The organism is Clostridium beijerinckii HUN142 (genome assembly GCF_000621745.1).
Taxonomy (GTDB): Bacteria; Bacillota; Clostridia; order Clostridiales; family Clostridiaceae; genus Clostridium; species Clostridium beijerinckii_A.
The window spans coordinates 1-13,174 of record NZ_JHXK01000052.1; the positions used below are offsets into that span (position 1 = coordinate 1).

6 protein-coding genes and 2 rRNA genes are annotated in these 13,174 nt (G+C 30.1%); all 8 read left to right on the forward strand.

Annotated features, from left to right (window positions below; genetic code table 11):
* Window position 1 precedes the first annotated feature (1 nt).
* Window positions 2-118: ribosomal RNA gene (rrf, locus tag T483_RS0117985) — 5S ribosomal RNA — on the forward strand.
* 868 nt (window positions 119-986) lie between these two features.
* Window positions 987-3,560, forward strand: coding sequence for a 1,4-alpha-glucan branching protein GlgB (gene glgB / locus T483_RS29410; RefSeq protein ID WP_155268513.1), 2,574 nt, complete (start codon window positions 987-989; stop codon window positions 3,558-3,560).
* Window positions 3,561-3,675: 115 nt separating this feature from the next.
* Complete coding sequence (glgA, locus tag T483_RS0117995; RefSeq protein ID WP_026888084.1) at window positions 3,676-5,115, forward strand: glycogen synthase GlgA; 1,440 nt, start codon at window positions 3,676-3,678, stop codon at window positions 5,113-5,115.
* A gap of 33 nt (window positions 5,116-5,148) precedes the next feature.
* On the forward strand, window positions 5,149-7,584 hold the full coding sequence (locus tag T483_RS0118000) for a glycogen/starch/alpha-glucan phosphorylase (protein WP_026888085.1): 2,436 nt from the start codon (window positions 5,149-5,151) through the stop codon (window positions 7,582-7,584).
* Between the two features lie 13 nt (window positions 7,585-7,597).
* Entirely contained in the window at window positions 7,598-9,424 is a 1,827-nt protein-coding gene (locus T483_RS0118005; RefSeq protein WP_026888086.1) for a glycoside hydrolase family 13 protein, read from the forward strand.
* 274 nt (window positions 9,425-9,698) lie between these two features.
* Entirely contained in the window at window positions 9,699-10,859 is a 1,161-nt protein-coding gene (locus T483_RS0118010; RefSeq protein ID WP_026888087.1) for a glucose-1-phosphate adenylyltransferase, read from the forward strand.
* A 25-nt stretch (window positions 10,860-10,884) separates the two neighbouring features.
* On the forward strand, window positions 10,885-11,997 hold the full coding sequence (gene glgD / locus T483_RS0118015) for a glucose-1-phosphate adenylyltransferase subunit GlgD (protein ID WP_026888088.1): 1,113 nt from the start codon (window positions 10,885-10,887) through the stop codon (window positions 11,995-11,997).
* A gap of 989 nt (window positions 11,998-12,986) precedes the next feature.
* Window positions 12,987-13,174: ribosomal RNA gene (locus tag T483_RS0118020) — 16S ribosomal RNA — on the forward strand; the annotation flags it as partial.

Here is a 13,174-nt window from a genome sequence, read left to right on the forward strand (position 1 = left end):
ATCTCGTGATGATGGCATAGAGGTAACACTCCTTCCCATTCCGAACAGGAAAGTTAAGGTCTATAGCGCCGATGGTACTGCATGGGAGACTGTGTGGCAGAGTAGGACGTTGCGAGGTAAGCACAAAAGATAGTTGTAATGACTATCTTTTTTTGTTTATAATTTTAATATTTTTTGAGCGCTAGTGAAATTTGTTCTATAATACTAATTGATCAATATGTTTAAATTATATTATATACGTTGCGATAATAGATTTATATTTAGAACTCTAGCAAGTCAAGTGCTCAATTAGGACTAGAATATAAATACATAATTCCAATATATATTTAAAAAATATTATTAATAATATAAGAAAACATATGTTAATAATTATAAAGATTAAGGATATATATCAAAAAAGAGGATTCAAGCTATGAATCCTCTTTTTTAGCTTATAGAATTGGTAATATGAATAAACTTAATATTATAGTTATTAATCAAATATGTAGAAAATTAAAAAGATATATGTAAATGATATTAGTTTTAAATTGCTTTTATAATAGTAAAAATTTAACTGATGCTCAAGGATTAAATTTAAATGCTGTTCATACTATCTTTTATATGTTTAAAAATAAACTATTTACTAAGATTTGCATAAGGTTTTATAAATAAAAGAATGCACCCATATAGGAGAGCAATAGATTAATATAAGTTAAGAAGTAAATCTGATACATTTACTTTTTCATATGCAATTTTATGGCTATTCTGTTAATTAATTTTGAATTTAATAAAATGAACGACTGAATAGTATACATTATATATGGATAAAAATATATATTTATTATCTTAAAAGTTAAATTAATTATAATTTTTATTAAAAATAAAGAAAAATAAGTGAAAAGTGCTATAAAATTTGGTAAGATATATATATAGTGAGAATTATAATAAAAATGAGCATTTAATTTAGTTTATGAGAGGGATATAAATATGGATGGGGGTATAGTTTAATGCAAAATAATCCTAAAAGCAGTAAGGTTAAAAATAAAGAGGAAGTCAGTCCTGAAGATATAAGTAGTTCAGCAGGAGAAGATGGAAAGGTATCTGTTGAAAAAAAAAGAAGTAGGACAAAGGTAAAAGTAAAAAATGAGATCTCTTCGAAGGAAACAACTGAATTAAATTTTATTGATAATCTAGATGGTAAAGTAGAAGATATTACTACAAAGGATAAAAAAGTTGAGACTAAATCTAAGAAAAGTTCAAAGAAATCTAGGGAAGTTGAGAAGAGTGATTCATTGAAGATTAAGAAAGAAACGAAAATCATCTTAAAAGAAAAAAAAGATAAAGAAGCCGAAATAGAAGAGGCATCAAAAGATACAATTGAAAATAGAGAAACTGAAGTAGAAGATGAAAATAAGATTATTAAACCTAGAACGGCGGAAAAGAGTAGGTTATCCTTAAAGTCAAATCAAGAAAAAATAGGAGATAAATCTTCAAAAGGAAAATCAGGATTGAGTTCAGTTAAGACAGGCACAAGGAAGAAATCACCTTCAAAAAAATTAACAGAAGCAATTCTAGTAGAAGGAGACAGACTAGGATCGGAAACAGGACATATTAAAAGCACTGTTAAAAAGATTGCAAAAAATCTGGATGAATCTGAAATAACCAATTTTAACACATATCTGTTTCATCAAGGTAAAAATTATGAATCTTATACTATCTTAGGTTCACATATTAGAACTGAGAAAAGAAAGAAAGGTGTTCAATTTGTAACTTGGGCACCTAATGCGAAGGCTGTATATGTTGTTGGAGATTTTAATGATTTTGAAGTAAAAGATGAGTATAAACTTGAAAGAATAACTGAAAGTGGATTGTGGAAAGGCTTTTTTTATACTGCTAAGGTTGGAAATAAATATAAGTATTGTATAGTCGGAGAAGATGGAGAAAAGGGAGAATACAAAGCAGATCCATATGCAATACAGAGTGAATTAAGACCAGATAACGCATCGATAATATATAAACCTAAAGTTTTTAAATGGAACGATCAAAAATGGATGGATCAAAGAAATAAAGTAAATGTACTTGAACAACCATTAAATATATATGAGATACATTTGGGTTCATGGAAGATAAGTGAAGATGGTGAATTTTTAAAATATGAAGAGATTGCAGAAGATTTGCCTAAGTATTTAAAATATATGGGGTATACACATGTAGAGATTATGCCACTTATTGAACATCCATTGGATGCTTCTTGGGGGTATCAAGGGACTGGGTATTATTCGCCAACAAGTAGGTATGGAAGTTATGAAGGTCTGAAGACACTGATAAATAAATTACATGAAGCTAACATAGGAGTAATAATGGACTGGGTTCCAGGTCATTTCTGCAAGGATGCTCATGGATTATATAAGTTTGACGGAACGCCAACATATGAATATCAAGAAGAATGGAGAGCGGAAAATAAAGGCTGGGGAACTTGTAATTTTGACCTAGGTAGAGCTGAGGTTAAAAGTTATTTAATATCAAATGCATTGTACTGGTATAGAGAATTTCACATTGATGGATTAAGAGTTGATGCGGTATCAAGTATACTATATTTGGATTATAGTAGATCACATGGAGAATGGGTACCAAACAAATACGGAGGAAATGGAAATTTAGAGGCGATAGATTTTCTGAAGGAGTTAAATAGGGCTGTATTTGCAGAATATCCGACGGCGCTTATGATTGCAGAGGAATCAACATCTTGGCCTAATGTTACAAAGCCTGCAATTCATGATGGCTTGGGTTTCAATTTAAAATGGAATATGGGTTGGATGAATGATACATTAGAGTATGTTGAAATAGATCCTAAATATAGGAAACATAATCATAAAAATATAACATTCGCGATGATGTATAATTATGCTGAAAATTATTTATTACCTCTTTCACATGATGAAGTTGTTCACGGTAAAAAATCATTGATGAACAAAATGTGGGGAGATGAATGGAATAAGTTTGCGGGGCTCAGAACATTCATATGTTATATGATGGGACATCCAGGTAAGAAGTTATCATTTATGGGGTGTGAGTTTGCACAGAGAATTGAATGGAGAGAATATGAGGAATTAGAGTGGAACCTAATCGATGATTTAGAGATTCATAAAAAGACTCAGTTGTTTTTTAAGGATCTAAACAATTTGTATCTTAATAACAAGGCTTTTTGGGAGCTTGATCATGATTATAGAGGTTTTAATTGGATAGAGGCTGATAATAACGAACAAAGTATACTAATTTTTGCTAGGAGAAGTAGAAATGATAAAGACACATTGATTTTTATAATTAACTTTACTTCTACAGTATATTATGATTATCGAATTGGAGTTCCATTCTTAGGTAGCTATGAAGAGATATTTAATTCTGATGATATTAAGTATGGTGGTTCAGGTCAGGTGATGGGCGAGACATTAGCATCTGAAAGGGCTAAGTTCCACAACCAACCATATTCTTTAAAAATAAAGGTGCCTCCAATGGGAACACTGATATTAAAAGTAAATGAAATTAGCATAGATCAAGAAGTTAAAGAAAAAGATGAATAAATGGTTAAAAAGATTGATTGGGAAAATAAGTATTGCTATATAAAAAGATAAAAATATTTATTGTATATAGTATAAGGATATAAATTTATTTGTTAGAGGTTGAGGGGGATAAAGAATGAGAGTTTTATTTGTAGCATCTGAGGCTAGTCCGTTTATTAAAACAGGAGGGCTTGGAGATGTTGCTGGGGCATTACCAAAAGCACTTGCACAAAAAAATGCAGATGTAAGGGTTGTTATACCTAAATATAGAGAAATTAATTGGGAAGTAAGAGATAAGCTAAGATTTGTTAAATGGTTTAATGTTAAGGTTGGATGGAGAGAACAATTTTGTGGAGTATGGGAATGCTTTTATAATGGAGTAACATATTATGCTTTAGACAATGAAGGATATTTTAAAAGAGATGAAATTTATGGTTTTTATGATGATGCAGAGAGGTTTGCATTCTTTGATAGAGCAGTATTAGAAATGCTAAGACAATTAGATTGGCAGCCTGACCTTATACATTGCAATGACTGGCAAACGGGAATGCTACCTGTACTATTGAAATTCGAATACAAAAGAAATGATATGTTCTATTGGAAGATGAAATGCGTATATTCAATTCATAATATAGCATTTCAAGGAGTGTTTGATCCTCAAATATTACCAGAACTATTTGGATTTGATATGGAGCTCTATAACAATACGTGCCTAAAATTTGATGAGGGTGTAAGTTATATGAAGGGCGGATTGTACTATTCTGATATTATTACGACTGTTAGCGATACTTATGCATATGAAATTCAAACGCCTGAGTATGGTCAAAGATTGGATGGAGTATTAAGAGATAGATCTTATGCATTAAGAGGAATAACAAATGGGATAGATTACGATGAATTTGATCCTAATACAGATAGATTTATTAAAAAGAATTATAATATCAACTCCATAAACGATAAAGTAATAAATAAAACTGAATTACAAAGAGAATTAGGGCTTACTGTTGACAAGAATATACCAATGCTAGCGATGGTAACTAGATTAACAAACCAAAAGGGTGTGGATTTATTAGTAAATATTTCGGATAAGTTATTACAAGAAAATGTTCAACTAGTTATCTTAGGAACGGGAGATAAGCACTATGAGGAACATTTCAAATGGCTAGATTCTAGATACGGAAATAAAGTATCTGCGAATATTAAATTTGACAATGGGTTAGCAAATAAAATTTATGCAGCATGTGATATGTTTTTAATGCCGTCACTTTTTGAGCCATGTGGGTTGGGACAATTAATAGCACTTAGATATGGTTCTATTCCTGTAGTTAGAGAGACTGGTGGGTTGAAGGATACAATAATTGCATATAATGAATATACTGGAGAAGGTAACGGGTTTAGCTTCAAAAGTTATAATTCGGATGAACTATACAATATAATAAAATATGCTTTATGGATATATAGCGATAAAAGTAAATGGGAAAATCTAATTAAAAATGCGATGAGTTCTGATAATAGTTGGAATAGATCAGCTCAAGTATATCTAGATTTATATAGAGAATTAACAGGGCAAGATTAAGATTATGACATAGTGTAATGAGGGGGTATATCAATGCTCGAAATGGATAAAAAGACATTTAAAAAAGCTTATGTAAATAAGTTTTTAGAAATGCATGGTATTGAGTTAAAAGAAGCCACTAATCAACAAAAATATGATGCTTTAGGGAGTCTTGTAAGAGATTATGTTACAAGAACTTGGCTTAAAACGAATAAGAAATATAATAAAACTGGAGAGAAGCAAGTCTATTATTTTTCTATGGAATTTTTATTAGGTCGGTTGCTTGGCGATGCTTTATTAAATATAGGCATAAGAGAGATATGTAAAGAAGCATTATCAGATTTAAATATAAATTTAGAGGACTTGGAGAATTTAGAGCAAGATCAGGGATTAGGTAATGGCGGATTGGGAAGACTTGCGGCATGCTTTCTAGATTCAATGGCATCTTTAAATATTCCAGGGAATGGGTGCGGAATCAGATATAAGTATGGCTTTTTTCAGCAAAAGATTATAGATGGGAAACAAGTTGAGGTATCTGATGATTGGTTAAAGTTGGGGAATGTTTGGGAGAAAAGAAAAGCAGAAAAAGCGGAAATTGTTAAATTTGGCGGAGAGGTAAAAGTAAGTGAAATAAATGGACGTTTAAATTTCACTCATATAAATTATGAACCTGTATTAGCAGTTCCGTATGATACTCCAATTGTAGGATACGAAAATGAGATTGTAAATACTCTTAGGTTATGGAGCGCTGAGGCAGTTTCAAACGAGTTTGATTTTTCATCATTTAGTAGAGGTGATTTCCTTCAAGCAATTAAATATAAAAATTCAGTTGAATCAATTTCACAAGTATTGTATCCAGAAGATTCGTTTTATGAAGGCAAGATGTTGAGATTAAAGCAGCAGTATTTCTTTGTTTCAGCAGGGGTTCAAAGTATTGTAAGACACTGTAAAAAGCATGGAAAAGATATATTGTTGCTGGATGAAAAGATAGCAATTCATATAAATGATACTCATCCTACACTTGCAATACCAGAACTTATGAGAATATTATTGGATGAAATAGGATTAGAATGGGATACAGCTTGGAGAATAACAACTAATACAATATCGTATACTAATCATACAATTCTGGCAGAAGCTTTGGAAAAATGGCCGATAGATATGTTCCAGAAATTGCTTCCAAGAATATATATGATCGTTGAAGAAATTAATAAAAGATATTGTGCAGAACTCTTAGCAAAATATCCGGGTAATCTTGAAAAAGTTAGAAGGATGGCAATAATAGCAGATGATCAAGTTAAAATGGCGCATTTAGCAATTGTAGGCAGTCATAGTGTAAATGGAGTAGCCAAACTTCATACAGAAATATTAAAGAAAAAAGAAATGACAGACTTTTATTATCTTTATCCAAATAAATTTAATAACAAAACTAATGGTATTACTCATAGAAGGTGGCTTTTAAAAAGTAATCCAGAGCTTACAAAGCTAATTAAAGATACAATTGGAGATAGCTTTATAAGGCATCCCCTTGATCTAAAAAATTTCGAGAGACACCTGTATGATGAAATAATTCTGGAACAACTAGGAAAAATAAAAAGATTTAACAAAGAAAAGCTAGCAAGCATAATATTAAAGAATGATAATGTAAGTGTGAATCCTGATTCTATATTTGATGTTCAGGTTAAAAGAATGCATGCTTATAAGAGGCAAATACTTAATTGCTTAAGAATAATGGATTTATATAATAAATTAGTTGATAATCCTAATTATGACATAGTCCCAAGGACATTTATTTTTGGAGGAAAAGCTGCACCAGGATACTATTTGGCTAAGAACACTATTGAATTAATAAATTGTGTTGCAAACAAAATAAATAATGATTCTAGAGTAAATGAAAAGATAAAAGTTGTTTTTATTCAAAATTATAGAGTTTCTCTGGCAGAACAAATAATTCCTGGAACAGATGTAAGTGAGCAGATTTCAACAACTACTAAAGAGGCTTCAGGAACGTCAAATATGAAATTCATGATGAATGGAGCCATTACGGTAGCAACATTAGATGGAGCCAATATCGAAATAAAAGATGAAGTTACAGATGACAATATAGTTATATTTGGATTAACTGCAGATGAAGTATTAAATTATTATCAAAATGGAGGATATAAATCTATAGATATATACAATAATGATAGTCGAGTAAAGAGAGTGATAGATGATTTGGTAAACGGAAAATATCATAGTGATAAAAATAAATTTAGAAGTATATATGAAAATTTAATTAACTATAATGATGAATTTTTTGTTTTGCAAGATTTTGATTCATATTTGAAAGCTCAAGATAAAATTGATACTCTTTATAGGAATGCTAATAAATGGCAAAGAATGTGTGGAATTAATATTGCACATTCAGGGATATTCTCATCTGACAGAACAATAGAAGAATATGCAACTGGTATTTGGGGATCAGAGGTAATTTATAAGAATCTATAGGAGGACTAACTGAATGAATGATATACAGGTATTACATGACTCACAAAGCATAAAATTTAGAAAGCCTTTTGGAGCTGTAGAGGTTGGTCAAAAGGTTAAGATGTCAATTAGTGTTAATAGGGAGATAATCGTAGCAATAGAACTGATACGATTTGATGGAACTAAAATCAATATAGGAATGCACAAGGAATATTTAAATAATGGTGAATTTAAATATTCTGTAGAAGTTGATACCTCTGATGCTTTGGGGATATTAGAATACTATTTTATTTTAATAGATGGATATGATAGGGTATATTATGGAAATAATGATGATCACCTGGGGGGAATTGGCCAGATATACACTTATAATCCTGTGCCGTATCAAATAACTGTATATGAAAAGTCATTCATACCAAGTTGGTACAAAGAAGGGGTAATATATCAAATACTCATAGATAGATTCTACAATGGAAATGGAAATAAGACTATAGATAATCCAAAAGAGAACTCGTTTATATATGGAAGATGGGATGACAGTCCTATGTATATTAGAGATAGTTTTGGAAAAATTGTTAGATGGGATTTTTATGGAGGAAATCTAAAGGGGATAATAAAAAAATTAGATTATATAAAAGAACTGGGAGTTAACATAATCAAATTAAGTCCAATATTTAAGTCTCCTAGTTGTCATAAATATGATACAGCAGACTATGAGACTGTAGATGAAATGTTCGGCACAAATGATGAATTTAGAGAATTATGTAAAGTCGCAAATAGTAAAGGAATTAAAATTATTTTAGACATTGTACTAAGCTATACAAGTTCTGATAGCAAATATTTTAATAAACTAGGAAATTACGATGAGACTGGTGCTTATAATTCACCAAACTCTAAATTTTATAATTGGTATAAGTTCATTACATACCCATATAGATATGAATCTTGGTGGGGAATGGATGAAAGACCAAACATTGACTCAATGCAACAAGAATATATTAATTATATTATAAGTGAAAATAATTCTATCATAAGCAAATGGACCAGTATGGGTATTGGTGGATGGAATTTAAATGTTACTGATGAGCTTCCGGATGAATTTATAGAATTAATAAGGAAAAAAATTCGAGAAATAAATGAGGAGATTGTACTTCTAGGCGATATATGGGAAGATGCATCTAATAAAATAAGTTATTCGAAAAGACGAAAATATTTACAAGGCAACGAAGTACAAGCTGCAACTAATTATCCTTTAAGAGAAAGTTTAATTAATTTTATTAAAGGATATATAAAATCAGATAAGTTAAAGCAAAAGATCATGTCTTTGTATGAGAATTATCCAAGAGAGAGTTTTTATGGAAATGTAAATATTATAGGTACAAACGATACAGAAAGAATTTTAACTGTTCTAGATGAAAATATATCATTGTTAAAGTTACTTATAGCAATTCAATTTACTTTACCAGGAGTGCCACTAATATACTATGGAGATGAAGCCGGTTTAAAAGGTGGAAGAGAACCTGATAACAGGAAAAGTTATCCATGGGGAAAAGAGAACAAAGTACTTGTTGATTTCTATCATAAAATAATTAATATAAGAAATAATGAAGATGGTTTAAAAAAAGGGAAGTTAAGTATTTTTGAAACAGATCCAGACGTATTTGCATTTGAAAGAAGCTATGAAAATGAGAGAATAATAATTTTAGTAAATGTTTCAAGTGAAGCTAAGTTAGTTAAAGAAGTTAATTTAAGTGGAAATTATATAAATTTACTTAGTATTAATGAAAAATATAAGTTTATAGGAAATAGTAGCGTTATAACTATTTTTCCATATGATCTAAAAATATTACGAAGGATCTAGTTTATTAAACTTTATTATATAATAAAAAATTGACAAATATTTTATTATATGTCTATATGGAATTTAATGGGAAATGAATGTATAATATACTGTATGCAAAACTATAAATATAAATTCCATAAGTAATCATATTATAAAATAGTTATTAAAAATATAATATGCTGTAAGTTCGCTTAAATAAAAAAATATACTAATAAGTATAGTATTGAACATAGGGGCATATAATATAAAATTTATCTAATGAGAACAAACACGTATGAGAGGAGATAATATTATGGGTAAAAATGAAATTGTAGCAATGATATTGGCTGGTGGACAAGGATCTAGGTTGGGGGTATTAACAAAAAAGTTAGCTAAACCAGCAGTACCATTTGGAGGGAAATATAGAATTATAGATTTTCCATTAAGCAATTGTTCTAATTCAGGAATATATACAGTTGGCGTATTAACTCAGTATAAACCGTTAGAATTAAATGCGCATATTGGTATAGGAGAAGCGTGGGACTTAGATAGGGCTCATGGAGGAGTGCATGTATTACCACCATATCAGGAAGAAAAAGGTGGAGAATGGTATAAAGGTACTGCAAATGCAATTTATCAAAATATAGAATTTGTTGATAGATATGACCCAGAATATATTTTGATTTTATCTGGAGATCATATATATAAGATGGATTATACAAAGATGCTTGATTTTCATAAGGAAAAACAAGCAGAGGCTACTATAGCTGTTATTGAGGTACCAATGGATGAAGCATCTCGTTTTGGAATAATGAATACAAGGGAAGATTTATCAATATACGAGTTTGAAGAAAAACCAAAAAGTCCTAAAAATAATCTAGCATCAATGGGGATATATATTTTTAATTGGAAGACTCTAAAAAAATATTTGAGGGAGGATGAATCTGATAAGACCTCAAAAAATGATTTTGGAATGAATATAATTCCAAGTATGCTTGGTAATGGGGACAAAATGGTTGCATATCCATTCAAAGGATATTGGAAAGATGTAGGTACTATAGATAGTCTATGGGAAGCAAATATGGATTTAATCAGAGAAGATAATGAACTTGATTTACATGATGAGGAATGGAAGATATATTCAGTTAATCCAATAAGGCCGGCACAATATATAGGAGAGAATGCAAAGGTATCTAATTCATTAGTTGTTGAAGGTTGTGTCGTTAATGGACAAGTGGAAAACTCAATATTATTCCAAGGAGTTCAAATAGGAAAAAATTCAGTTGTCCGCGATTCGATAATTATGACAGATGCTAAAATAGGCGATAATGTGGTTATTGAAAAAGCAATTGTTGGAAGTGGGGCAATAGTTCGAAAAGATTGCAAAATTTCTTTAGGTGATGAAATAGCTATTATTGCAGCAAAAGAAGAAGTGAAAATGGGCACAGTTATAGAAAATAATAAGGCAGTTTAGCAAAATCACTAAGGGGGAGAAGGAAATGAAAAATTGTATTGGTATAATTAACTTAGATGAAAATGAAAACAGAATGGGAGAATTAGTAGTGAATAGATCTCTTGCTTCAGTTCCTATTGCAGCAAGATATAGAGTTATAGATTTTATTTTATCAAATATGACAAATTCAGGAATTAATTGTATAGGAATATTTACGAAAAATAAGTCAAGATCACTGATAGACCATTTGACAAATGGAAGACCATGGGATTTGAATAGAAAAAAAGATGGATTAAAGGTTTTTAATTTTGGAAATGACGAGCCGGTTTATGATGATGTTCATAATTTTGCTGAAAACATACAATTTTTAACACATAGTAGAAGAGAATATGTATTATTAGCTCCAAGCTATATGATTTGCAATATAGATTATAATGAAGTTCTGGAATACCATAAGAGTACAGGTAAAGATATTACAATGGTATATAAGAAGGTTAACAATGCAGATGAAGCCTTTGGTGATTGCGGAGTATTAAATTTTGATGACTCAGGAAGTGTTATAAGCGTAGGAGAAAATATAGGGAAGAACCTAAAAGCAAATATTAACATGGAGATGTATATATTAAAAACCGAGTTATTTATAAATATTGTAAATGAATGTGTAAGTAGCGGAATGTATAGGAAGGTCAAAGAGTATATTCATAATAACTTAAATACTTTAACAGCAAGTGCTTACGAATTTAAAGGACATTTAGATTGTATAAACTCTATTAAGGCCTTATATGATAGTAATGTAGGATTTTTAAATAGAAAAGTAAATAAAGAAATTTTTAATGATGAAAGACCTATTTTTACAAAAACTAAAGATGAAGCACCAACTCATTATGCAGATACAAGTAGTGTTATAAACTCAATAATAGCGAATGGGTGCAGAATAGAAGGAACTGTTGAAAATTGTATAATAGGTAGAAGAGTATATATAGGTAAAAATACAAAACTCAAAGATTGTATAATAATGCAAAATAGTAGAATTGGCGATGATGCAGTATTAGATAATGTAATTGCAGATAAAGGCAGTGAGATAAGAAGTGGTGAGACACTTATTGGATCTGTAATGTATCCTCTTGTTATAAAGAAAAAAAGCAGTATTACCAAATAGACAAGACATATAGGTAATAGTATTTTTAGAATGAAAGTATTAGGTTAATGTAAAAAGATTATTAGGTAAGCATCAGGAAATTAAATTTGATACTTATTGAGTTGGGATTAACTATATGAGGAAAATTAAATGCAGAATTTTAATAATATAGTATATAGAATAACTACGAAATAAGATTAGCAAAGTATAATTTTTAGGTGCTTACTTTTCTAATATATATGTTGTGAATTGGTTTCTACATTCGAACTAATAGTATGCCTGTTGTTTGAGTAGGAACCTTATTATAGTGTTAATTAACTTCTGAATTGTATTTCTGACGGGCTAAAGAAGGGTGAAACACATTATTAATAATAGAAGATTTCAACCATCCCACCAGATCTATTAGATTAAACTTTGGATCATATGGTGATAAAAGATCGATTCAGGTTTACCTCTAACTTAATTTATAAACAGCTGTATAAATTTTGTGTGATGTATTCTAATATTATTCTTTCCTGATCTTCATTGATTTATTATATTTAGAACGGTTTAGCCAAATTATATTGATTGGTATGATTTACTGGGAATTGTTATTGGAATTTTAATTTTGTAACATATATTTTCTAGTATCTATTAGCAACATTCAATAAGATAATCTCACTATTTATGTATACTAAGGGACTAGTATTATAGGTATAACATAATTTTTCAATAAACGTGTTGACACTGCAACTAGAACGTGATAAGATAAGAAATGTCGCTGAGATATGCAAATAATCTAATAATAAATCGATAGATGTATATTTTAAATATATCTTTAAAGGTTTTAAAAAAGGTTATTGACAGAGCATTAAATGAGTGATATACTAAGAAAGTCGCTTAAGGGTGACATAATTAGTAACTACAATAAAATGTAGGAAAGAAAATTGGTCTTTGAAAATTGAACAGAATGATATAAATACATTTAAGTAAACCAGCAATTTTTATTTGAGTAAGCTAAGATTAAACTTTTTATTGAGAGTTTGATCCTGGCTCAGGACGAACGCTGGCGGCGTGCTTAACACATGCAAGTCGAGCGATGAAGTTCCTTCGGGAATGGATTAGCGGCGGACGGGTGAGTAACACGTGGGTAACCTGCCTCATAGAGGGGAATAGCCTTTCGAAAGGAAGATTAATACCGCATAAGATTGTAGTGCCG

Coding starts and splice junctions, on each gene's coding strand:
- glgB (WP_155268513.1), top strand. CDS start 987: ATGCAAAATAATCCTAAAAGCAGTAAGGTTAAAAATAAAGAGGAAGTC.
- glgA (WP_026888084.1), top strand. CDS start 3,676: ATGAGAGTTTTATTTGTAGCATCTGAGGCTAGTCCGTTTATTAAAACA.
- T483_RS0118000 (WP_026888085.1), top strand. CDS start 5,149: ATGCTCGAAATGGATAAAAAGACATTTAAAAAAGCTTATGTAAATAAG.
- T483_RS0118005 (WP_026888086.1), top strand. CDS start 7,598: ATGAATGATATACAGGTATTACATGACTCACAAAGCATAAAATTTAGA.
- T483_RS0118010 (WP_026888087.1), top strand. CDS start 9,699: ATGGGTAAAAATGAAATTGTAGCAATGATATTGGCTGGTGGACAAGGA.
- glgD (WP_026888088.1), top strand. CDS start 10,885: ATGAAAAATTGTATTGGTATAATTAACTTAGATGAAAATGAAAACAGA.